Genomic DNA, 21,991 nt, shown 5'->3' on the forward strand with positions numbered 1-21,991 from the left:
GAAAATTCTTTCCTATCGGCGCCACCTTTTTATCAAACTATAAAACCTTCGTCGCCGTAATCGGCCAACGCCGCTCGACACCGAACGTGCATCCCGATACCCGCAACGCCGGAGGAAGCTGATACCGTTTGAAATCCCCGCCGAGCAGCAACCGGCAGACCCGTTCCACCGTCGCCGCCTCGAACCCTTCCGCCACCACCTCCGCCGACGACATCCCGCCCTCGACCAACCGCACCAGAATCGCATCCAGCGTCGGATAGTCCGGCAACGAATCGGTATCCTGCTGTCCCGGTCGCAACTCCGCCGACGGCGCTTTCGTGAGGATATGCTCCGGAATCGGCGCCACCCTCCCCTCTGCCTCCGCCCGCTCGTTGATCCGCCGCGACAGGGCGTACACCTCCCCTTTGTACAGGTCACCGATCACCCCCAACGCACCGCTCGTATCGCCGTACAACGTCCCATACCCCACCGCCGCCTCACTCTTGTTCGAAGTATTCAGCATCAGCGCGCCATGGCTGTTCGACAACGCCATGGTCATCATCAGCCGGATCCGCGCCTGCATGTTCTCCTCGGCCAATCCCCGGCTCTTCTCGTCGCGGGCCGACTCCAATACCGGCTGCAACGCCGCCCGCGCCGCGTCGAACGTCCCGGCGATCGGCACCAGCCAGGCGTGTTCCGGCGGAAGCCCCACGCGACGAATCATCTCTTCCGAATCCGCCACCGAATGGTCAGTCGAATACTGCGACGGCAACATGATCGTCTTCACGCGCTCCGCCCCCAAGGCCTCCACCGCCAAGGCCAGTACCAGGGCCGAGTCGATCCCCCCCGACATCGCCACACACGCCTCCCGAACCCCCGTTTTGGCCAGATAGTCGCGCACGCCGAGCACCAACGCCCCGTGCAGTTGATCCAACCGATCGCCCCACACCGCCCCTTCGGGCAACACGCCTGTCGCCGGGTCGATCACCGCGGTCGCCTCTTCGAAAAGCGGCAGCATCGCGACCTCGCCCGACGGCAGAGCCACCCCCGAACCGCCGTAATAGATCGTATCGGTCTGCGCCCCGATCGCATTCGCCCACACCACCGGCCGTCCCAACCGTCGTGCCTCCCGAAGCAGCCATTCACGGCTCTCCGCCGGTGCTCCGTGCCGAAAATGATCCGCCGCACAACGGAAAACCACCCCTCCGCACTCTCCGTCGGCCAACACCAGCCGCACCCCTTGCTCCCGTGCAAACGCCTCGACCTCTGTCACCGCCGCAGCCGCCTGTTCCCGGAACAAAGCCGAATCGCCCAGCCCCAACAACGGCCCACCGGTCACCGCATCCGCACCGAAAACCGCCACTTCAGCCCCGTATTCCTCCGCAACACGGGCAATCTCCGCCTTCATCCGGGCCGCATTGCCCACCACATCGCCCACTTTATTGTTCTGCTGTACGAGTGCTATTTTCATAAATCGACCTTGATTTCGAAGAGTTTATCCCAGTTTTTTCCCGTGACGAAGATCCGTCCCGTCGCCGGATCGCAGGCGATTCCGTTGAAGACATCCGTATCCCGGCGATGCGCGATCCGGGTCTCCAACGCCGAACAGTCGATGTAATGGGTCACGAAACCCGTCGCCGGATCGATCACCGCGATACGATCCGTCAGGTACAAATTGGCCCACAGCCGATCGCCCACCCACTCCAGCTCATTGATCGCCGCCACCGGCCCGCGATGATCCCGCACCCGGAACCGCCGCTGCTGCATGAAATCGGCCGGATTCAGCACCCGTATCCACTCCGAACCATCGCTCATGTAGAGCGAATCCCCGGCCGCATTGCCCGTCAGCCCCCACCCTTCGCCCGAGTAGGAAAAAACGCCGACCTGCCGAAAATCCGAACGGCGATAGACGAAGCAGCGCTGTTCGCGCCAGGTGAGCAGGTAGCAGACCGAATCCCCGACCAACGCCAGCCCCTCGCCGAAAAACCGTTCGGGCAACCGCACCATCCGTTCCACACGCCCCGTTTTCAAATCCACGCGTCGCAACGAAGAGGAGCCATACTCGCCCGTGCTCTCAAACAAACCGCCATCGGCCCACAACAGCCCCTGGGTATACGCCCGCTCATCATGCGGATATTCGGCCACGATTTCCGGCACCACCACCTCGGGCTCCGGCACGACAGCCGCTGCCGACCGGGACGACGCTCCGCTCTCACCCCTCCCCACCGACGAGCCGCAGGCCACGGCTCCGCAAGCGATCAAACAGGCTAAAAACAAACTTTTCATACTACATCATTTTTCCGAACCGTCGGCCGCCGAACAGATACCGCAGCGCGACACTCCCGCGATACATCACCCTCGGCGACGGCAGCGCAAAGCCGTTCCACCGTTCGCGTCGCAAACCGCGCCGCATCCGGCACCAGAAATCCCGATGCCCCCGCACCACTGCCCCGGCGAATGCGCTCCGACCGGTGCAGAGATAGACCGCCGCCTGTCCCCCATCGAGCCAGAAGCGAATCAAATAGAGCACCGCAAAATGCCCGAGCGACAAATTGCGATAAAGCATCGCTAAATTATTCCGAAAATTAAGATAGATTTTCCGTGGCGAAGAGGCCGGCAACGCGCCGCCCCCCACGTGATAGACCACCGACTGCGGAACCACCGCCACGCGCCACCCCATCCGATGGAGCCGCCAACAGAGGTCGATCTCCTCCATGTGGGCGAAAAAGGCCTCTTCGAGACCGCCCGCCCGGCGCCACGCCTCGGCCCGTACCAACAAGGCCGCCCCCGTCGCCCAAAAAACATCACGCACCGTATCGTACTGTCCCTCGTCCTGTTCTACCGTACCGAAGATCCGCCCCCGACAGAACGGATAGCCCAACCGGTCGATAAACCCGCCGGATGCCCCCGCATACTCGAAATATTCCCGCCGGTCATAAGCCCTGAGTTTCGGCATCGCCGCGCCGACGGTCGGTTCCGCCTCGAACAGCGCCGCCAACGGCTCCAGCCATCCCGGCGTCACCTCCACGTCGGAGTTGAGCAACAGATAAGCGTCGAACGAAACCAGCGATTCGTGCGCCAAGGCCCGGTTATAACCGCCTGTAAAGCCATAGTTCTTGTCGAAAGCCAAAAGTCTCACCCACGGATTGCCCACCGAGACATAAGCCTCCTCCAGCCAACGCACCGACCCGTCCGTCGATCCGTTGTCGGCCACCACGACCGTCGCCTCGCACCCCTCCGGCGCCCCCTCTCCCGTTGAACAGGCGATTACCCCCGGCAAGAACCGCCGCAAAAACGCTTCGCCGTTCCAGTTCAGGATCACGACTGCCAGCCTCATCGCCCCTCGCCTCCGTCCGTTTTGTCCTCGACAATCTGCCGCCCGTGGGCCTCCATCCACGACTCTCGGTTGTGCTTCCACCGCCGATGCGACCACATCCACAACTCCGGCCGCGTGCGAATCATCCGCTCCAACCGCTCGGCATACCGCCGGGTGATTTCGCCCGGCTCGACCCGTTCGACCCCGTCGTACAAGAGCTCGAACCGCGCCTCATAATATCCCCGCCGCACCTTCCACATGTCGAGGAACAGCACCGGCATCCCGCTCCGCACGGCCAGTTTCTCGGTTCCCACGAAAAACGGCGTCCACCGGCCGAGGAACATCGTCCAGTTCTGTATCTCCGGCCACGCCGGGGTCTGGTCGGCAATCAACGCCAAGGTCACCCGCTCTCCGGCCCGATGCCGACGTATCATCTCGCGCCCTACTTCGTGCATCGGCACGGGCACCACCCCGAACCGGCTCCGGATCTTCCGATAGAACCGATCGGCTCCCCGATTACTCAACGGCCGGTAGACGGCCAGCGTGGTGCTCGGTGCGCTATAGAGGCCGAAATTCGTGGTGTACTCCCACGAGCCGTAATGAGCCATGGCCGATATCCAAGAGCGGTCGCCCGTCCACGAAGCCACCTCGTCCAAGTTCAGGTAGTTCATCCGCCGCCGCACCTGTTTCTCCGTGGCCGAAGTCAGCGAGAGGGTTTCGATAAACACGTCCGCCAGATGGGCATAGAAGGCACGTTCGATCCTCCGCCGCTCCCCTTCACTCTTCTCGGGAAACGAGGCGAGCAAGTTGGCCCGCACGACTCCCCGCCTGTAACGCACGACGCTGTACAACACCCACCGCACGAGGTCGGAGAAGAGAAACTGCACTTTATAAGGCAGTTTCCCGAGCACCCAGGCGAAAGGATAGACGAAATAGTAGGTCAGCATCCGAGAACAAACGTCATTTGATAAACTCTGTGCCGGCCACGAGCCGGAAAATTTCGTCCCGCACCAAGGGGTTGGTCGCCACGACGCTCCGCCCGAACGTATAGTCCGTTCCGCCGGCGAAATCGGTCACGACTCCGCCCGCCTGACGCACGATAAACGCGCCGGCCGCCACGTCCCACGGCGAGAGGTTGATGTGATAAAAGGCATCGGCCCGCCCGCATGCCACATAGACCAAATCCGTCGCTGCCGACCCCAACCGTCTCGCTCCATGGCTGTTGCGATTGAAGTAGGCGAAGCTCCGTTCGAAATGCTCCACGACTTTCGCATCCAGCCCGTAGGCCAGCCCGGTCAGCACCAGCGCGTCGTCGACACCGGGCACTTCGGAGACGTGTATCGGCTCCCCGTTACAGAAAGCCCCCGAAGCCCCTTTCCAGGTGTAGAAACTCTCCTGCAACGTGACTTCATACACCACCCCGACAACCGCCTCCGCGGCGCGCGTATCCCACAACGCGATGCTGACGGCATACGGCGGCAGGCCGTGTACGAAATTGGTGGTTCCGTCCAACGGATCGACGATCCACTGGTACGGCGCCTCGGCATCGACGCGTCCCGAGCCCTCTTCGGCCACAAAGGCGGCTTCGGGCACCAAAGCGCCGAGGGCTTCGACAATGATCCGCTCGGCCCCTTTGTCCACATACGAGACGAAGTTGTGCACGCCCTTGACTTCGACACGGTCGGCGGTAAATCGCTTCCGCTCGGCGGCAATATAGTCTCCTGCCTCCCGCGCGATCTCCCGGACGCGGGTACAGATCGGTTCCCAATCGACCGGTATGTTGTTCTTCGTCTGTTCCATGCGACGCTTTTTCGGATGATTACACAAAGATAGTGATTCTTGCAACGGATAATCCGTACAAAAGGGGGAATTTTTGGAGGATATGCCGCATAAAAAAGGCTTGCCCCTTCCGGTGCAAGCCTTTTCGTTACCTGATCCGCTTCAAAAAAGAAGCCGGACGAACTATTTCTGGCGGTAGATCTTGGTATATCCGTAGATAGCCTCGTCCCCGAGTTCCTCTTCGATGCGGAGGAGCTGGTTGTATTTGGCCATCCGGTCGGAACGGCTCATCGAACCGGTCTTGATCTGACCCGAGTTGGTCGCCACAGCAATATCCGCAATGGTCGCATCCTCGGTTTCGCCCGAACGGTGCGAGGTCACGCTGGTATAACCCGCGCGATGCGCCATTTCGATGGCATCCAAGGTCTCGGTCAGCGAGCCGATCTGGTTCACTTTGATCAGGATGGAGTTCCCGCAACCCATTTCGATCCCTTTCTTCAAGAACTCGACGTTGGTCACGAACAGGTCGTCGCCGACCAGCTGGCACTTGTCGCCGATCGCTGCGGTCAGTTTCTGCCACCCTTCCCAGTCGTTTTCGCTCATACCGTCTTCGATCGAGTCGATCGGGTACTTGGTCACCAACCCTTTCAGGTATTCCACCTGCTGGTCAGAGGTCAGTTTAGCCCCTTTATCCCCTTCGAAGATGGTGTAGTCGTAAACGCCGTTCTTATAGAATTCCGACGATGCGCAGTCCATACCGATCGACACATCACCCCCTTCGCACTTCCGCCCCGGTTTGTAACCGGCTTTCTTAATCGCTTCGATGATCGATTCGATGGCATCTTCGGTACCTTTCAAGGTCGGTGCGAACCCGCCTTCGTCGCCCACTGCGGTCGAAAGGCCGCGGTCATGCAACACCTTTTTCAAGGCATGGAAAACCTCAGCCCCCATGCGCAACCCTTCGCGGAACGAAGCGGCGCCCACCGGACGGATCATGAATTCCTGGAAGGCGATCGGTGCATCGGAGTGCGAACCGCCGTTGATGATGTTCATCATCGGCACGGGCAGGGTTTTGGCATTCGAACCGCCGATGTAGCGATACAACGGCACCCCGACATAATTCGCCGCAGCCTTGGCACACGCCAGCGATACGCCCAGGATAGCATTCGCCCCCAAGTTCGATTTGGTCGGCGTACCGTCCAGTGCGATCATGGTTTTGTCGATCCCCACCTGATCGGTCACCATCATGCCGACGATTTCTTTGGCAATCACGTCATTGACGTTCTGCACCGCTTTGAGCACCCCTTTCCCGAGGTAGCGTCCTTTGTCGCCGTCGCGCAGTTCGAGGGCTTCGTTTTCGCCGGTCGATGCGCCGCTCGGCACAGCTGCACGCCCGAAAGCGCCGCTGGCGGTGAGTACTTCCACTTCGATGGTCGGGTTACCGCGCGAGTCGAGAATTTCGCGGGCATGTACACTGATGATTTGTCCCATTTCTTATTGTTGATTATTAGGTATTTGAGCTTCGTTCAGCCCGATTCCGAAAAGAATCGAGGGGTGTCTACCGCATATCGGTAAACACCCCTCAAAAATAATACTTTGTTTCTGACTATGCAAATTATTCGACTTCGGCAGCCACCGCTTCCACCGCAGCAGCTTCCGCAACCGGCGTTTCCGCTGCCGGAGTCGCATTCTCCGTCGCAGTCGCGGTTTTCTTAGCCCCACCGGCCCGCCGAGTCCGTCCCTTCGCAGCGCCTTTCTTAGCTGCGCCGCCGTTCTGGGTGTATTCGGTATCGAAGTCTACGAGTTCGATGAAGCAGGTTTCGGCCCCGTCCCCCTGCCGGAATCCGGTCTTCAGGATACGGCAGTATCCGCCCGGCCGTTCCGCAATCTTCGGAGCGACTTCGCGGAAGAGTTCGGTCACGGCTTCCTTGTTTTTCAGGTAAGCGAAGACCATACGCCGCGAATGGGTCGAGTCGTCTTTCGATTTGGTAATGATCGGTTCCACGTAAGTCCTGAGGGCTTTAGCCTTAGCGAGGGTGGTGCTGATTCGTTTGTGGAGGATCAACGACACGGCCATATTCGCCATCAAGGCTTTGCGGTGCGAAGCCTGCCGCCCGAGGTGGTTTACGGTTTTGTTATGTCTCATGGTTGTGTTTAGTCTTTGTCAAGTTTGTACTTAGCGACGTCCATCCCGAAGTGGAGGTTCAGGTTGGCGAGCAGTTCGTCGAGTTCGGACAAGGATTTCTTCCCGAAATTTCTGAATTTCAAGAGGTCGCTGCGCTGGAACCGCACGAGTTCGCCCAGCGTCTCCACCTCTGCCGCTTTGAGGCAGTTCAAGGCCCGCACCGACAGATCCTGCTCCGTCAGCTTGGTCTTCAACAGTTGCCGCATATGGAGGATATCCTCGTCAAACTCTTCGGTGGTCGCCTTTTCTTCGGTTTCGAGGGTGATCTTTTCGTCGGAAAAGAGCATGAAGTGGAAGATCAGAATCTTGGCTGCCTCCTTGAGCGCCTCCTTGGGATGAATGGATCCGTCGGTGGTAATCTCGATGGTGAGTTTTTCGTAGTCGGTCTTCTGTTCGACGCGGTAGTTTTCGACCGCGTACTTCACGTTCTTGATCGGCGTGTGGATCGAGTCGATCGGCAGGAGTCCGAACGGTGCATCGGCCGGCCGGTTTTCTTCGGCCGGCACATACCCGCGGCCTTTGCCGATGGTGAGTTCGATCTGGAACTTCACGTCGGGTTCGAGGCGGCAAATCAGCAAGTCCGAATTGAGCACTTTGAATCCGGTCATGAAGTTGGAGAGGTAACCGGCCGTCAGTTCAGTCACTCCGGCCACGTTCACCACCACCTTTTCGGATTCAATGTTCTCGACGGTCCGCACGAGGCGTACCTGCTTGAGGTTGAGAATGATTTCTATCATCTCTTCCATCACTCCGGGGATGGAAGCGAACTCATGGTCTACGCCGGGTATCCGTACGGTGGTAAAGGCGTAACCTTCGAGCGACGACAGGAGTATTCGACGGAGTGCATTGCCCACGGTGATGCCGTATCCCGGCTCCAGGGGACGGAATTCGAACCGTCCGAACGAGGCCGTGGAGTCGAGCATGATCACCTTGTCGGGCTTCTGGAATGCTAATATAGCCATAGTTGTGTGTACTCCTCGATTAATTACTATTTAGAGTAGAGTTCGACGATCAACTGTTCGTTGATATTTTCGGGAATTTCGGCGCGTTCGGGTTTCTGCATGAATTTCCCGGACATCGACGCGGCGTCCCATTCGAGCCACGAGAAGCGGCTGCGCTGGTTGGAGCCCAACGCGTTCTGGATCACTTCCAAGGCTTTGGACTTTTCCCGAACGGCAACGATCTGCCCCGGTTTCAGCTGGTATGACGGGATGTTCACCACATTGCCGTCCACAGTGATATGCCGGTGCGACACCAACTGCCGCGCTGCCGCGCGCGTGGGTGCAATCCCCATCCGGTACACGACATTATCCAGTCTCGATTCGAGGAGTTGGAGCAACACTTCGCCGGTGACACCGCCAGCCCGTTCCGCAGCTTCGAAAGTACGGCGGAACTGCTTTTCGAGCATTCCGTAGAGTGCTTTTACCTTCTGTTTTTCCTTAAGCTGTACGCCGTATTCGGAAACTTTCTTCCGCCGCCGGTTAAGGCCGTGCTGTCCCGGGGGATAGTTTTTCTTCTCGAACGAAGAGTCGGAGCCGAAAATAGGTTCGCCGAATTTACGGGCGATTTTGGTTCTTGGTCCTGTATAACGTGCCATTTTGTGTTTTTACTTTTTTGTCTTTGTTGAAAGGTAGGGTAAAATGATCCGCTTTATGCGATCTTCCGGTGCTTTATGGGCATCGCTGTGAAGCACAGGTCTGCGAAAGCGACCGAAGATCAGACACGACGACGTGCCGGCGGACGGCAACCGTTATGGGGCAGCGGGGTAACGTCGACGATTTCGATCACTTCGATCCCGGCGCCGTTGATGGTCCGGATAGCGGATTCGCGTCCCGAACCGGGCCCTTTGACATACACTTTCACTTTGCGCAGCCCGAGGTCATAAGCGACTTTGGCGCAATCCTGCGCTGCGGTCTGCGCTGCATACGGGGTGTTTTTCTTCGATCCCCGGAAGCCCATCTTCCCGGCGGAGCTCCAGCTGATGACCTGTCCTTCGCCGTTGGTGAGGGTGATGATGACGTTATTGAATGTCGAGTGGATGTGTGCCTGACCGAGGGCATCTACCTTCACGACTTTCTTTTTGACTGATGTTTTCTTTGCCATAATTTTCTCTGCCTAATTGGAGTTAGGATAACCGATTAACTACTTGGTTGCCTTTTTCTTGTTGGCAACGGTTTTCTTGCGTCCTTTCCGGGTCCGGGCATTGTTTTTGGTGCTCTGCCCGCGCACGGGGAGCCCCAGACGATGCCGAATCCCACGGTAGCAACCGATGTCCATCAGGCGTTTGATATTGAGCTGGATCGTGGAACGCAGTTCCCCTTCGACGCGCAGCCCTTCGCTGGCAATCACGTTACGGATGGCGCCGACCTGTTCGTCGGTCCAGTCTTTCACTTTGGTATCCTGGTCGATACCGGCCTTCTCCAGAATAATGGCGGCGGTACTTCTCCCGATGCCGTAGATGTAGGTGAGACCGATTACGCCTCGTTTATTTTTCGGTAAATCGACTCCGACAATACGTGCCATATGTGTGTTTTGTCTTTTTCTTGGAATGGTTTAAAACTCAGTTTCGACTTGCTCTCCCCGTGGCATCAAACTATATAATAATAGAGGGATGCCCCAAAGGAGTAGCCAATCACCCCTGACGCATCTTGAGTTTGGGGTTTTTCTTGCAAATGACGTACACGCGCCCTTTGCGGCGTACGATTTTGCAGTCTTCGCTGCGTTTTTTGATGGATGCTCTGACTTTCATCGTGTTGTGTTGTTTTCTTTCAGTGGTTCCGGCCCTGGAGAGGGTCGGCCTGCAAAATTACTTGTAGCGGAACGAAATGCGTCCTTTCGACAAATCGTAGGGGGACATTTCGACCTTTACTTTATCCCCGGGGAGAATCTTGATGTAGTGCATCCTCATCTTTCCGGAGATGTGGGCGGTGATTATGTGACCGTTGTCCAGCTCCACGCGGAACATGGCGTTGGACAGGGCTTCGATAATGGTACCGTCCTTTTCAATCGCTGCTTGTTTGGCCATTCGGTTGATTGGTTAAAGCATTGCTTAGCGAACCGCCGGTCTCAATCGATCGGCAGCCCTTTTTCGATATACTCGAAAGTGGTGAGGACATCCGGCCCCTGCTCGGTAATCGCCACGGCGAATTCGAAGTGCGCAGAGGGCTTCCGGTCGGCGGTTCTGACAGTCCAACCGTCCCGTTCAAAGATGACGTTCCGGGTTCCGAGGTTGATCATGGGCTCGATGCAGAGCACCATGCCGGCCTTCAGCCGAGGCCCGCTGCCGCGTTTCCCGTAGTTGGGAACCTGCGGCTCCTCGTGCAGGTGGCGTCCGAGTCCATGTCCGACCATTTCGCGTACGACGGTCATTCCATGTCCTTGTGCATATTCCTGTACGGCGTGGGAAATATCGCCGATGCGATTTCCGACATGCGCCTGCGCAACACCTCTATAAAGGGCTTCCTTGGTGACGTCCAGCAGCTCGCGCACACGAGGCGCCAAGCTGTCCATACCTCCTACAGCGAATGTGTAGGCGGAGTCGCCATGAAAACCGTTCATAAATGCGCCGCAGTCTACCGACAAGATGTCACCCTCCTGCAAAGCATAACCCGACGGAATCCCGTGCACGATCTGTTCGTTCACCGACATACAGAGTGTGGCGGGAAAGCCTCCGTAACCTTTGAAGTTCGGCACTGCGCCCTGCGAACGAATATACTCCTCAGCTAAAGCATCCAGCTCCCGGGTGGTAACTCCCGGACGGATGTTACGCCCCACGAGGGCTAAGGTGCGGCTGACGAGCTGGTTGCTTTGGCGCAGCAGTTCGATCTCCTCTTTGGTTTTCAGGTATATCATTTATATATAATAGAAGAACCTTTTTCTCGAAATCCGGTTCTACGGGTCGCTCGAACGATTCAGTTCGGATCAAGGGTGCGAACAATCATAGATGACCGTCCGCCCCCATCCCCGAGATGTTAGTTCAAGCGTCCTTTCATCCGCCCGCTCTTCATCAGACCGTCGTAGTGTCTCAAGAGCAGGTGGGATTCAATCTGCTGCAAGGTATCCAACACCACCCCAACGAGGATCAACAGGGAAGTCCCGCCGTAGAATAAGGCGAACTGTCCGTCGACGCCGATCATCCGCGCGAAGACCGGCAGAATCGCCACGATCGCGAGGCAGATCGACCCCGGCAAGGTGATCCGGGTCATAATGGTGTCCAAATAGCTGGCCGTCTGTTTCCCCGGTTTGATACCCGGAATGAAACCGCCGTTTCGCTTCATGTCGTCGGCCATCTGGTTGGTATTGACGGTAATGGCGGTATAGAAGTAGGTGAAGGCCATCACCAAGAGGCCGAACACGAGGTTATACCAAAAACCGTAAATATTACCGAAAACAGCCCCCAAACCTTGCGTAGCTTCGAATTTGGTGAAGATCAGCGGCAGCATCATGATCGCCTGTGCGAAGATGATCGGCATCACCCCGGCAGCATTAATCTTGAGCGGGATGTATTGCCGAACGCCGCCGTACTGTTTATTCCCGACGATCCGCTTGGCATACTGCACAGGAATCTTCCGAACGGCCTGCACCAAGGCAATCGTCCCCGCAAACACGAGGAACAGCAGCACCAATTCCACGATCAGCATGACGAATCCCCCGCCTGCCGTCGTAAACCGGGCGTTCATCTCAGCAAGGAACGCATGCGGGAGTCTGGCGATAATCCCGATCATAATGATCAAGGATACCCCGTTCCCGATCCCCTTGTCGGTGATCTTCTCGCCGAGCCACATCACAAACATCGTCCCGGCAATCAAGACCATCGTCGCACTGAACGTAAAGAGGAACGATCCGGCCCCCAGCACGAATGCGGAAGGCAGCAGTTGGTAATTCAAGTTGGCCAAGTAGGCCGGCGCCTGAATCAGGAGAATCCCGATCGTGAGGTATCTGGTCCACTGATTGATCTTCCGCCGTCCGCTCTCGCCTTCCTTCTGCAATTTCTGGAAGTACGGAATCGCAATCCCAAGAAGCTGGATCACGATCGAAGCGGAGATATAAGGCATAATCCCCAATGCAAAGATCGACGCATTGGAGAACGCCCCCCCGGAGAAGATATCGAGCAGCCCCAAAATCCCGTCAGCGGTCTGTTTCTGGAGTCCCGATCCGGAGAGTGCTTCCGGGTTGATCCCCGGCAGCACGACGAAACTCCCCAGCCGATAAATCAGAAGCAGCCCCAAAGTGTAGAGGATGCGATTCCGCAGCTCCTCGATTTTGAAGATGTTCCGAATGGTGTCTATTAATTTTTTCATGAGCCGAAAAAGGTAGGCAATGGAAAACGAATCGTTTACAGTTTAGTTACCGTCCCTCCCTGTCCTTCGATGGCCGCCTGAGCGGTTTTCGAGAAGGCGTTGGCCGTAACGTCCACCTTTTTGGTCAAAGTCCCGGTACCGAGAATTTTCACCACATCGTTCTTCGATACAAGACCCGCCGCAACGAGTTCAGCCTGCCCGATCGCAGTCGCCCCCGTCTTAGCCACCAAGGCTTCGATAGCGCCGAGGTTAACCGTCTTGAAAACGACTTTGTTGATGTTGGTAAACCCGAATTTCGGCAACCGGCGTTGCAGCGGCATCTGACCGCCCTGGAAACCGCGTTTACTCTTGTACCCCGACCGCGACTGGGCGCCTTTATGCCCACGGGTAGAAGTTCCGCCGTATCCCGACCCTTGTCCGCGTCCGATGCGTTTTTCGCTGTGCGTGGAGCCTTTGGCGGGTTTGATATTACTGAGGTTCATAATCTTAAGTGTCTCTCTGGAGTTAAGAAAATCGGTTATTTAACGTCTTCAACGGCAACGAGATGTTTTACCTTCTCGATCATGCCCAAGATGTGAGGACATTTGTTGTGTTCAACGCTCTGGCGAATCTTGCGGAGCCCGAGCGCGTCCAAATTGGCCCGTTGCATTTTGGTTGCACCGATGCGGCTTTTGGTCTGGGTGATTTTAACTATGGCCATTTCGCTGTATAGTTACTGTTGGTTGTGTAGGGTATCTCTGGGACGACGGCATGAGCCGCCGAAACCGCTCGATGCGAGAACTACCCGTTGAATACTTTGGTGAGTGAAATCCCGCGGGTTTCGGCAATGGTCACTGCATCGCGCAGTTCGGCCAGCGCGGTAACCGTCGCCTTAACGAGGTTGTGCGGGTTCGAAGAGCCTTTGCTCTTAGCGAGCACGTTCTTCACGCCGACGCTTTCCAGCACGGCACGCATAGCCCCCCCTGCAATCACCCCGGTACCGGGAGATGCCGGACGCAGCAACACTCTGGAGCCGCTGAATTTAGCCACCTGTTCGTGCGGAATGGTCCCTTTGAGGATCGGTACTTTGATGAGGTTTTTCTTGGCGTCTTCCACCCCTTTGGCGATCGCTGCGGTGACTTCGGAAGCTTTCCCCAAGCCGTAGCCCACGATACCGTTTTCATTCCCCACGACGACGATAGCGGAAAAAGTGAAGGTACGTCCCCCTTTGGTCACTTTCGTCACGCGCTGAATACTTACCAGCCGATCTTTGAGTTCGATGTCGCTGGTGCGTACTTTTTTTATGTTGTTTGCTGACATAATAATCGGTTGTTATGGAATGTGTTAGAATTTCAGCCCGCCTTCGCGTGCCGCTTCAGCGAGTTGTTTCACACGCCCATGATAGAGGTATCCGTTGCGGTCGAAAGCGACTCCGGAGATTCCGGCAGCAATTGCTTTCGCAGCCACCGCTTTCCCCACGAGGGCTGCTACTTCGGTCTTTTTCAGTCCTTTAGCCGCCGCAACCACCTCTTTATCCAGCGACGAAGCGGATGCCAAGGTCTTTCCGGCCCGGTCATCGATCACCTGAGCGTAGATTTGCTTGTTACTGCGAAAAACCGTCAGGCGCGGAGCTTCGGCCGTTCCGTTCACGATTTTGCGAATGCGCATCTTGATGCGTGCGCGTCTTGCTATTTTAGTGAGTGCCATTGTTTCTTAGCTGTTATTTGGAATTAGCCGACTTACCTGCCTTACGCCGCAGTTGTTCGCCCACGAACTTGATACCTTTACCCTTATACGGTTCCGGCTTGCGCAGCGAGCGGATCTTGGCTGCCACTTGTCCGAGCAATTGTTTGTCCGCGCTCTTGAGGGTCAGAATAGGGTTCCCTTTCTTTTCCGCAAAAGCTTCGGCTTTCACTTCCGCCGGGAGCATGATATGAATATCGTGCGAATACCCCAAGCTCAACTCCAGGATCTGTCCCTTGACTTCGGCTTTGAAACCGACGCCGATGAGCTCCTGTTTGGTTTCATATCCGGTCGAAACGCCGTGCACCATATTGGCGATCAGCGCACGATAAAGCCCGTGCATCGACCGGTGCCGCGGCTGATCGGTCGGCCGGGTCACATGGATTTCTTCTCCCTCGACCTTCACGGTGATGTCCGGATCGACTTTCTGAGAAAGTTGTCCGAGAGGGCCTTTCACGCTGACCACATTATCGGCGCCCACGGTAACGGTAACGCCTTTAGGCAGGTTTACAGGTAATTTTCCGATTCTTGACATTGCGTATTGTCTTGATTGTGAGTGTTGATTAATATACGTAGCACAGCACTTCGCCGCCCACATTGTCCCGCCGCGCCTGTTTGTCGGTCATCACCCCTTTAGAGGTAGAGACGATGGCGATTCCGAGGCCGTTCATCACCCGCGGCATCTCGGCCGCGTTGGAGTACTGCCGCAATCCCGGCCGGCTCACGCGCGTCAAAGCTTTGATCGCCGGAGTTTTGGTTTCGGGATGGTACTTCAAGGCTATCTTAATGGTAGAGAAGCCTTTTTCGTTTTTTCCGAATTTGTAAGCGAGGATGTAGCCCTGTTCATGGAGGATGCGTACGATCTCTTGCTTGATTTTCGAGCCGGGAGCTTCAACCACTTTGTGGTTGGCTTTCACCGCGTTTCTGATACGAGTCAGAAGATCTGCTATCGGATCTGTCATGGTTAAAAAATGAGTTGTTTTTCTTTGTTTATCAATACATTGCAGTCATCGCGCCTGCAAATGCAGACGATACGACTGGCCGTAAAGAGTGGCAAAGTTACAAACTATTCCTTTATAATCAAATTATTAGAAGGGTTTTCTTTCCGATTTCGATGAAAGAGGGATTCTTCGATGCGGAGAGGGTTGTTTTGAAATCGGCACGGGTTTCGAGTAGGGCCGGGTGCTCCGGGCTTCCGCAACTACGCCTCGGGCGAATCGGGTGGCGACGGCAACTATGGCTACAGCTGGTCGCTCACGGCCAGCGGGGCTAACGGGGTGTTCTTGAGTTTCGGCGTGACGAGCCTCAATGCCTGCAATGCGTATCGTCGTGCCTACAGTTTTCAGTTGCGTTGCCTCTCAGAATAAACGGGGCAGGAGAGCTTTTGACGAAACAATTGGGGACTTAGAACCCGGGCTTGAGCACGCTTTCCTATTCAGATTTTGCGGGTCGCTGAACCGCGCGGCACGCCCCGGGCTTCCGCGACTCGGGCTATGGAGAATTGGGGGTGCTGCACAACGTCGGCTACGATGGATACAGCTGGTCGTCCTCGTCTGTCAATTCGGGCGACTGCTACCGTGATCTGGACTTGGGTTTCAACACGCAGGGTCTCGACTCCAACAGCGTGCACTACCGTGCTTACGGTCTTCAGTTGCGTTGCCTCTCGGAATAAACGGGCAGGAGAGCTTTCGACAAAACCGATTGGGGACTTAGAACCCGGGCTTGCCCCTTTTTCATATTCTTGTTTTTCGTATTCTTGCGGTTCGAAGAACCGCGCGAGCCGAAGCCACCCCCGGCGTAGGCCTGCAACTCGCCATGCTCGTTTTAGGCCCCGCAGGCTTCGACCCTCAATCCCTAATTCATTACCTCCTTACTTCGCAAAATGGGGCGGGCGCCCGGCCCGCGCGACCCAAAGGGCCACAAAAGCATAGTCTATTCGTCCTTGGCGCGCTATTTCGTTCTTAGCCTAAATTCGCCGCCAGCGGTGAATGCAACGAGCCCCGACGAGTTGCAGTCCGCCGCATGGGGTGGCGGCGGACTGCGCGACCCTGAAGGGTCGCAGAAGCAGGGCCCAATTCTCCGCCCCATTCTGTTGGTTTCGGGCTGCGCGCTCCGGGAGTGGGCCTCCGCGACCGAAGGCTTCGGTCCGCGCGACCCAAAGGGTCGCAAGAGCACGGCCTCTTTGCTATGAGGTTCGTCCTCGGCGCGCGCCCCTCGCGCCGCTGATGCGTCGCTGCGCTCGAGGACGGCGACCTAAAGGTCGCATAAGCACAGCTCAAGGCTCAACCACCTGTACCGCCCCAATCCAAGCCCCACTCTCGGCCCAGCGCGGCGGGAAAACCGTAGCCGGTTTTCCCGCCCGAAGAACAGCACGGCCCAAAGCTCGCCCCAGTTCTCTGCCCCGTATCTGCCTCACTGCGGCTCCGCTTGCGCTCCGCCACGTTTCCGCGCGCCTTGGGAAATCTTGTCAAAACGCGCCAGCGCATTTTGACGATTTCCCTCCTTAGGCGACGGCGCGCGTCTTACAGACAGGAGGGTACTGCCCTTACGCCGGGCGGGCGGTGCCTTCCGGCACTCGGAATGGGCAGCCTCGGCCCTAAATTGAATGTCACAATCCCCCCTAAAATAAGCATCGGGGCTCCGGAATTTCCGAAGCCCCGATGAACTATCAAGTCATTTCGACGTTGCACCAAAACAACATCGAAAATCTACCAGCTCGCTTTCTTCACCCCCGGCAGCAAACCTGCGGAAGCCATCTCACGGAACTGGATTCTGCTGATCCCGAACTGCCGCATGTACCCTTTCGGTCGCCCCGTGAGCTGACAACGGTTGTGCAGCCGGATCGGGTTGGAGTTTTTCGGCAATTTAGCCAACCCCGCATAATCTCCCGCCTCTTTCAGTGCGGCGCGCTTAGCGGCATATCGTGCCACGAGCTTGGCCCGTTTCACTTCGCGGGCTTTCATCGATTCTTTTGCCATGGCTTAGTTCTTTTTTGCGTTTTTAAAAGGAAGACCGAACTGCTTGAGCAGTGCATAAGCTTCGGTATCATTATCCGCGGTAGTCACGAAGGTGATTTCGACGCCGAAGATTTTGGTAATCTTGTCGATGTCGATTTCCGGGAAGATGATATGTTCCTGCACCCCCAAGGTGTAGTTCCCCTGGCCGTCGAATTTGTCGTTGATCCCTTTGAAGTCACGGATACGCGGCAAAGAGACTGCGATCAACCGTTCCAAGAATTCGTACATCCGTTCCCGACGCAAGGTAACGCGCACCCCGATGGGCATCTGCTTACGGAGTTTGAAGTTCGAGATGTCTTTCTTGGACCGGGTCTGTACGGCGTGCTGTCCGGCAATCGTAGAGAGCTCGTTCTGAGCTACTTCAACGAGTTTCTTATCAGCAACGGCAGCTCCGATCCCCTGGTTGATGACGATTTTTTCGAGCTTCGGCACCTGCATGATGCTTTTGTAGCCGAACTCTTTCATCAAAGCGGGAGCGATCTCCTCTTTGTATTTGGTTTTGAGTGAAGGTACGTATGCCATTATTTGATCTCCTCGCCTGATTTGACGGCCACGCGGACCAGTTTGCCTTTATCGTTCTTCTTGCGTCCTACACGGGTCGGTTTTCCCGACTTCGGATCGAGCGGTTGCAGGTTGCTGATGTGAATCGGGGCTTCCCGTTTCACGATCCCGCCCTGAGGATTTGCGGCGTTGGGTTTGGTGTGTTTGCTCACCAGATTGACCCCTTCGACGATGGCGCGCTGCTTTTCGACGAGCACTTCGAGCACTTTACCCTGCTGCCCTTTGTTGTCGCCAGCATTGACGTACACCGTGTCCCCTTTTTTAATATGCAGTTTAGTTGACATTTCGGTTTGTTTGTTAAGAGAAGGTTTACAGCACTTCCGGCGCCAAGGAGATGATTTTCATATTGGCGTCGCGAAGCTCTCTGGCCACCGGCCCGAAGATACGCGTACCGCGCATTTCACCGGCGTTGTTGAGCAACACGACGGCGTTGTCGTCGAAGCGGATGTAGGAGCCGTCCGGCCGACGCACCTCTTTCTTGGTGCGTACCACGACTGCTTTCGAGACTGCGCCTTTTTTGATGTCGCCGCCCGGGGTCGCGCTTTTGACGCTGACAACGATTTTGTCCCCGATCGACGCGTAGCGCCGCCCGGTACCGCCAAGTACACGGATACAGAGGACTTCCTTGGCTCCGCTGTTATCGGCTACGGAGAGCCGGCTTTCTTGTTGTATCATGGTTACTTAGCTCTTTCGATGATTTCTACTAATCTCCACCGTTTGGACTTGCTGAGCGGGCGGGTTTCCATAATCCGGACGGTATCCCCTTCGCCGCAGTCGTTGGTTTCGTCGTGGGCGACGAATTTGGTGGTTTTATTGACGAATTTACCGTAGATCGGGTGTTTCACTTTCCGTTTTACAGCAACAACGATCGATTTGTCCATTTTGTTGCTGACGACCACCCCGGTTCTCTCTTTTCTAAGGTTTCTTTCTTCCATGGCCTCTACTTGTTAATAGTGGTGGTTTGTTTTTCGCGCAGGATGGTCAGCAGACGTGCGATATCGCGGCGCATATTTTTGATGGTGGTCGAGTTTTCGGCCGGCGAAACGGCGTGGTTCATTTTGGCACGCAGCAAGTTGGCCTTTTCGGTCTCTACCCGTTCGACGATTTCGCCCGCTGTCAGTTCACGTATTTCGGATGTTTTCATGTCTTCGTGTTAGATAGAGGTTTCGGTATAATCGCGACGGATGATGAACTTGGTGGTAATGGGCAGTTTCTGAGCCCCGAGCCGGAGCGCTTCCTGCGCTACTTCCAACGGCACCCCTTCGGCTTCGAACAAGATGCGGCCGGGGGTAACCGGCGCCACGAATCCTTCGGGCGAACCTTTCCCTTTACCCATACGCACTTCGGCCGGTTTTTTGGTGATCGGTTTGTCCGGGAAGATCCGAATCCACACCTGGCCTTCACGTTTCATCTGACGCACGATGGCCTGACGAGCGGCCTCGATCTGCCGTCCGGTGATCCAGGCCGACTCCAGGGCCTTGATACCGAACGATCCGAATGACAGTTCAGCTCCTCTCTGTGCCAGACCTTTCATGCGGCCTTTCTGCATTCTGCGAAATTTCGTCTTTTTCGGTTGTAACATGGTTAGTTCCTTTTATTTCGTCTGACGACAGATTTACTGATTATTGGAGTTGCGACCTCCACGACGGTCGTCGCGTCCCCCGCGACGTGCCCCGCGGCGATCATCCCGACCGCCTCTGCGGTCATCGCGTCCGCCTCCGCGACGGTCGTCGCCGCCGCGTCCTGCTGCGGATGCGCTCATCCCTACAATCGGCGACAAATCGCGCTTGGCATACACTTCGCCGTTGCAGATCCATACTTTAACCCCCAACAGGCCCACTTTGGTCAAAGCTTCGGCGAGGTTGTAGTCGATATCTGCGCGGAACGTATGCAACGGAATTCTCCCTTCCTTATACGATTCGCTGCGGGCCATTTCAGCGCCCCCCACACGACCCGAGATCTGGATCTTGATCCCCTCTGCGCCCATCCGCATCGTCGATGCAATGGTGGTCTTGATCGCCCGCCGATACGAGATACGTCCTTCGACCTGACGTGCGATATTGTTCGATACAATCACCGCATCCAACTCCGGTCGTTTCACTTCGAAGATATTGATCTGCACGTCCTTACCGGTCAGTTTGCGCAGTTCTTCCTTCAACTTATCCACCTCAGCGCCGCCTTTCCCGATGATGATCCCGGGCCGCGAGGTGCTGATGGTAACGGTCACCAGCTTCAAGGTCCGTTCGATCACGATTTTCGAGACGCTGGCTTTGGCCAACCGTGCTCCGAGGTATTTACGAATTTTGGCGTCTTCAACGAGTTTTGCCGGGAATTCCTTGCCGCCATACCATGACGAGTCCCAACCCCGAATGATGCCCAGCCGATTGGCAATCGGATTTACTTTCTGTCCCATCTTAGTTCGCTGCGTTTTCAGGTTTCACATCGGCAGCTGCCTTGGTAGTGGTTTTGGCAGCGGTCGTTTTCTTGGCCGTAGTCGTCGCTTTTTTAGTCGTAGCGGCGGTGGTTTTCTTAGCAGCCGGTTTGGTTTCGGTCGCCGGCGCAGCTGCTTCCTTAACGGCAGGCGCAGCGATTTCCATCCGGTCGACGATGATGGTCACGTGGTTGGAACGTTTCCGAATCCGGTGTGCGCGCCCCTGCGGAGCAGGCTGGATCCGTTTGAGTTGCCGTCCGCCGTCGACGCTGATGGTTTTGACGCACAGCGGGGTCTCTTCCAATGAAACGCCCTGATTCTTTGCTTCCCAGTTGGCGATAGCCGACCGGAGGAGTTTTTCGAGGCGTACCGATGCCTCTTTCTTGGAATACCGCAGCATCCCCAACGCGCGATTGATCTCCACGCCGCGGATCATATCGGCCACGAGTCTCATTTTTCGCGGGGAGGTCGGGCATTCGCGCAGCGACGCGATCGCGATCGAGCGCTTTTCCGCTTTGAGCTTTTCGGCTCTTAATCTTTTTCTTGCACCCATAACAGGTATACGGAATTACTTTTTAACACTATTTTTTCTTGTTGCCCCCGTGACCGCGGAAGCTGCGGGTCGGTGCGAATTCACCCAACTTGTGACCCACCATGTTTTCGGTCACATACACCGGAATAAATTTATTCCCGTTATGCACCGCCAGGGTATGTCCCACAAAGTCCGGCGAGATCATGCTCGCGCGCGACCAGGTCTTGATAACCGATTTTTTGCCGCTATCGTTCATGGCAAGGATCTTGCCTTCGAGTTTCGGTTCGATATACGGTCCTTTTTTCAGTGAACGGCTCATTTACGCTGTCTTGATTTAGATTATTTATTCCTCCGTGAAACGATGAATTTGGAAGTCGTCTTCTTGGGGTTGCGGGTTTTGTAGCCCTTAGCCAGCACGCCCGTACGCGAGCGCGGGTGTCCCCCGGAAGCACGTCCTTCACCCCCACCCATCGGGTGATCGACGGGGTTCATCACGACGCCGCGGTTGCGCGGACGCCGCCCGAGCCAGCGCTTGCGCCCTGCTTTGCCGCTTTGTTCGAGGCTGTGGTCCGGATTGGAGACGGTCCCGATCGTAGCCCGGCAGGTGGTGAGCACCATACGGGTTTCCCCTGAAGGAAGTTTAATAATAGCGTACTTCCCCTCGCGGGCAAGCAGCTGAGCGTAAGTCCCCGCAGACCGCGCCATTGCAGCGCCCCTGCCGGGTGTGAGTTCGATGCAGTGCACAACGGTACCAAGAGGAATTTCCGAAAGGAATAGTGTGTTGCCCACTTCAGGTGCGACGCCCGCTCCGCTGGCGATCTTCTGCCCGACGGTCAAGCCCACCGGCGCAACGATGTATCGTTTTTCGCCGTCGGCATAGACCACGAGGGCAATCCGCGCGCTGCGGTTCGGGTCGTATTCGATGGTTTTGACCGTAGCGGTCATGCCATCCTTGTTGCGCATGAAGTCGATGATGCGGTACTGACGTTTATGTCCACCACCGATGTAGCGCATGGTCATTTTCCCGGTATTGTTCCGCCCTCCTGAGGATTTGAGGGGGGTTACCAGTGATTTTTCCGGAGTCGAAGTCGTAATATCGTCAAAGGTGCCGATAACTTTATGTCTCTGACCCGGGGTCATCGGTTTGAATTTTCTAACTGCCATCGTCT

The 21,991-nt window shown here is 56.5% G+C and carries 32 protein-coding genes and 1 pseudogene; 1 reads left to right on the forward strand and 32 read right to left on the reverse strand.

Features of this window, described 5'->3' with window-relative positions:
* Positions 1–37: 37 nt before the first annotated feature.
* The 21 genes from nadE to rpsH all read right to left on the reverse strand — a co-directional run bounded on the left by nadE (position 38) and on the right by rpsH (position 15,243).
* A complete protein-coding gene (gene nadE / locus ACTO3O_RS03690) occupies positions 38–1,450 on the reverse strand; it encodes an NAD(+) synthase (protein WP_297830038.1) in 1,413 nt (470 codons plus the stop codon).
* On the reverse strand, positions 1,447–2,265 hold the full coding sequence (locus ACTO3O_RS03695) for a glutaminyl-peptide cyclotransferase (protein ID WP_297830035.1): 819 nt from the start codon (positions 2,263–2,265) through the stop codon (positions 1,447–1,449). Before ACTO3O_RS03695 ends, nadE begins: the two co-directional genes overlap by 4 nt.
* Before the next feature lies 1 nt (position 2,266).
* Entirely contained in the window at positions 2,267–3,316 is a 1,050-nt protein-coding gene (locus ACTO3O_RS03700; RefSeq protein WP_297830033.1) for a glycosyltransferase family 2 protein, read from the reverse strand.
* The gene (locus ACTO3O_RS03705) at positions 3,313–4,242 is read right to left on the reverse strand and encodes a lysophospholipid acyltransferase family protein (RefSeq protein ID WP_297830031.1); all 930 of its coding nucleotides are present in this window, start codon (positions 4,240–4,242) and stop codon (positions 3,313–3,315) included. The genes ACTO3O_RS03700 and ACTO3O_RS03705 overlap by 4 nt, the downstream gene beginning before the upstream one ends.
* A gap of 13 nt (positions 4,243–4,255) precedes the next feature.
* Positions 4,256–5,095, reverse strand: a complete 840-nt coding sequence (locus ACTO3O_RS03710; RefSeq protein ID WP_297830030.1) for an inositol monophosphatase family protein — start codon at positions 5,093–5,095, stop codon at positions 4,256–4,258.
* 162 nt (positions 5,096–5,257) lie between these two features.
* On the reverse strand, positions 5,258–6,565 hold the full coding sequence (eno, locus tag ACTO3O_RS03715) for a phosphopyruvate hydratase (protein WP_297626609.1): 1,308 nt from the start codon (positions 6,563–6,565) through the stop codon (positions 5,258–5,260).
* A gap of 124 nt (positions 6,566–6,689) precedes the next feature.
* Positions 6,690–7,220 (reverse strand): 50S ribosomal protein L17, encoded by a 531-nt coding sequence (gene rplQ, locus ACTO3O_RS03720; protein ID WP_297830028.1) that lies wholly within the window; start codon positions 7,218–7,220, stop codon positions 6,690–6,692.
* A gap of 8 nt (positions 7,221–7,228) precedes the next feature.
* A complete protein-coding gene (locus tag ACTO3O_RS03725; protein ID WP_297830025.1) occupies positions 7,229–8,221 on the reverse strand; it encodes a DNA-directed RNA polymerase subunit alpha in 993 nt (330 codons plus the stop codon).
* Positions 8,222–8,247: 26 nt separating this feature from the next.
* Entirely contained in the window at positions 8,248–8,856 is a 609-nt protein-coding gene (rpsD, locus tag ACTO3O_RS03730) for a 30S ribosomal protein S4 (protein WP_294591846.1), read from the reverse strand.
* Positions 8,857–8,975: 119 nt separating this feature from the next.
* Positions 8,976–9,362 carry a 30S ribosomal protein S11 gene (rpsK, locus tag ACTO3O_RS03735; protein ID WP_294591848.1) on the reverse strand — a complete coding sequence of 129 codons (387 nt, stop codon included), beginning with the start codon at positions 9,360–9,362 and terminating at the stop codon, positions 8,976–8,978.
* A gap of 39 nt (positions 9,363–9,401) precedes the next feature.
* Positions 9,402–9,782 (reverse strand): 30S ribosomal protein S13, encoded by a 381-nt coding sequence (gene rpsM, locus ACTO3O_RS03740; protein WP_294591850.1) that lies wholly within the window; start codon positions 9,780–9,782, stop codon positions 9,402–9,404.
* 109 nt (positions 9,783–9,891) lie between these two features.
* Complete coding sequence (ykgO, locus tag ACTO3O_RS03745) at positions 9,892–10,008, reverse strand: type B 50S ribosomal protein L36 (protein ID WP_027290520.1); 117 nt, start codon at positions 10,006–10,008, stop codon at positions 9,892–9,894.
* Between the two features lie 57 nt (positions 10,009–10,065).
* Positions 10,066–10,284: a translation initiation factor IF-1 gene (infA, locus tag ACTO3O_RS03750; protein WP_294591854.1), complete on the reverse strand. Its 219-nt coding sequence runs from the start codon at positions 10,282–10,284 to the stop codon at positions 10,066–10,068.
* A 41-nt stretch (positions 10,285–10,325) separates the two neighbouring features.
* Positions 10,326–11,111: a type I methionyl aminopeptidase gene (gene map / locus ACTO3O_RS03755; protein ID WP_294591856.1), complete on the reverse strand. Its 786-nt coding sequence runs from the start codon at positions 11,109–11,111 to the stop codon at positions 10,326–10,328.
* 119 nt (positions 11,112–11,230) lie between these two features.
* The gene (gene secY, locus ACTO3O_RS03760) at positions 11,231–12,559 is read right to left on the reverse strand and encodes a preprotein translocase subunit SecY (RefSeq protein ID WP_294591858.1); all 1,329 of its coding nucleotides are present in this window, start codon (positions 12,557–12,559) and stop codon (positions 11,231–11,233) included.
* A gap of 35 nt (positions 12,560–12,594) precedes the next feature.
* The gene (gene rplO, locus ACTO3O_RS03765; protein WP_294591861.1) at positions 12,595–13,041 is read right to left on the reverse strand and encodes a 50S ribosomal protein L15; all 447 of its coding nucleotides are present in this window, start codon (positions 13,039–13,041) and stop codon (positions 12,595–12,597) included.
* A 35-nt stretch (positions 13,042–13,076) separates the two neighbouring features.
* Entirely contained in the window at positions 13,077–13,259 is a 183-nt protein-coding gene (rpmD, locus tag ACTO3O_RS03770; protein ID WP_294591863.1) for a 50S ribosomal protein L30, read from the reverse strand.
* 80 nt (positions 13,260–13,339) lie between these two features.
* The gene (rpsE, locus tag ACTO3O_RS03775; RefSeq protein WP_294591865.1) at positions 13,340–13,858 is read right to left on the reverse strand and encodes a 30S ribosomal protein S5; all 519 of its coding nucleotides are present in this window, start codon (positions 13,856–13,858) and stop codon (positions 13,340–13,342) included.
* Between the two features lie 24 nt (positions 13,859–13,882).
* A complete protein-coding gene (gene rplR, locus ACTO3O_RS03780) occupies positions 13,883–14,245 on the reverse strand; it encodes a 50S ribosomal protein L18 (protein WP_294591867.1) in 363 nt (120 codons plus the stop codon).
* Between the two features lie 13 nt (positions 14,246–14,258).
* Positions 14,259–14,816, reverse strand: coding sequence for a 50S ribosomal protein L6 (gene rplF / locus ACTO3O_RS03785; RefSeq protein ID WP_294591870.1), 558 nt, complete (start codon positions 14,814–14,816; stop codon positions 14,259–14,261).
* Positions 14,817–14,844: 28 nt separating this feature from the next.
* On the reverse strand, positions 14,845–15,243 hold the full coding sequence (rpsH, locus tag ACTO3O_RS03790; protein ID WP_294591872.1) for a 30S ribosomal protein S8: 399 nt from the start codon (positions 15,241–15,243) through the stop codon (positions 14,845–14,847).
* Between the two features lie 545 nt (positions 15,244–15,788).
* Between rpsH and ACTO3O_RS03795 the strand changes: the two genes are divergently transcribed.
* Positions 15,789–15,953 (forward strand): hypothetical protein, encoded by a 165-nt coding sequence (locus ACTO3O_RS03795; RefSeq protein ID WP_297830021.1) that lies wholly within the window; start codon positions 15,789–15,791, stop codon positions 15,951–15,953.
* A 1,036-nt stretch (positions 15,954–16,989) separates the two neighbouring features.
* On the opposite strand, the gene rpsN is transcribed toward ACTO3O_RS03795, so the two are convergent.
* The 11 genes and pseudogenes from rpsN to rplB all read right to left on the reverse strand — a co-directional run bounded on the left by rpsN (position 16,990) and on the right by rplB (position 21,986).
* A complete protein-coding gene (rpsN, locus tag ACTO3O_RS03800; RefSeq protein ID WP_294592620.1) occupies positions 16,990–17,259 on the reverse strand; it encodes a 30S ribosomal protein S14 in 270 nt (89 codons plus the stop codon).
* A gap of 3 nt (positions 17,260–17,262) precedes the next feature.
* Entirely contained in the window at positions 17,263–17,820 is a 558-nt protein-coding gene (gene rplE, locus ACTO3O_RS03805) for a 50S ribosomal protein L5 (protein WP_294592622.1), read from the reverse strand.
* Positions 17,820–18,143 (reverse strand): 50S ribosomal protein L24, encoded by a 324-nt coding sequence (rplX, locus tag ACTO3O_RS03810; protein WP_294592624.1) that lies wholly within the window; start codon positions 18,141–18,143, stop codon positions 17,820–17,822. Before rplX ends, rplE begins: the two co-directional genes overlap by 1 nt.
* A gap of 25 nt (positions 18,144–18,168) precedes the next feature.
* On the reverse strand, positions 18,169–18,534 hold the full coding sequence (gene rplN, locus ACTO3O_RS03815; RefSeq protein WP_294592626.1) for a 50S ribosomal protein L14: 366 nt from the start codon (positions 18,532–18,534) through the stop codon (positions 18,169–18,171).
* A gap of 2 nt (positions 18,535–18,536) precedes the next feature.
* Complete coding sequence (gene rpsQ / locus ACTO3O_RS03820; RefSeq protein ID WP_294592628.1) at positions 18,537–18,794, reverse strand: 30S ribosomal protein S17; 258 nt, start codon at positions 18,792–18,794, stop codon at positions 18,537–18,539.
* A 5-nt stretch (positions 18,795–18,799) separates the two neighbouring features.
* Entirely contained in the window at positions 18,800–19,003 is a 204-nt protein-coding gene (rpmC, locus tag ACTO3O_RS03825) for a 50S ribosomal protein L29 (protein WP_294592630.1), read from the reverse strand.
* A gap of 9 nt (positions 19,004–19,012) precedes the next feature.
* Positions 19,013–19,441: a 50S ribosomal protein L16 gene (gene rplP / locus ACTO3O_RS03830; protein WP_294592631.1), complete on the reverse strand. Its 429-nt coding sequence runs from the start codon at positions 19,439–19,441 to the stop codon at positions 19,013–19,015.
* Positions 19,442–19,474: 33 nt separating this feature from the next.
* Positions 19,475–20,272 carry a 30S ribosomal protein S3 gene (gene rpsC / locus ACTO3O_RS03835; RefSeq protein WP_294592633.1) on the reverse strand — a complete coding sequence of 266 codons (798 nt, stop codon included), beginning with the start codon at positions 20,270–20,272 and terminating at the stop codon, positions 19,475–19,477.
* Positions 20,273–20,459: 187 nt separating this feature from the next.
* Positions 20,460–20,843: pseudogene (rplV, locus tag ACTO3O_RS03840) on the reverse strand (50S ribosomal protein L22); the annotation flags it as partial.
* Between the two features lie 28 nt (positions 20,844–20,871).
* Entirely contained in the window at positions 20,872–21,141 is a 270-nt protein-coding gene (gene rpsS / locus ACTO3O_RS03845) for a 30S ribosomal protein S19 (protein ID WP_294592635.1), read from the reverse strand.
* 20 nt (positions 21,142–21,161) lie between these two features.
* Positions 21,162–21,986, reverse strand: coding sequence for a 50S ribosomal protein L2 (gene rplB, locus ACTO3O_RS03850; RefSeq protein ID WP_294592637.1), 825 nt, complete (start codon positions 21,984–21,986; stop codon positions 21,162–21,164).
* Between the last annotated feature and the right edge of the window lie 5 nt (positions 21,987–21,991).

It is taken from the genome of Rikenella sp. (assembly GCF_056799795.1).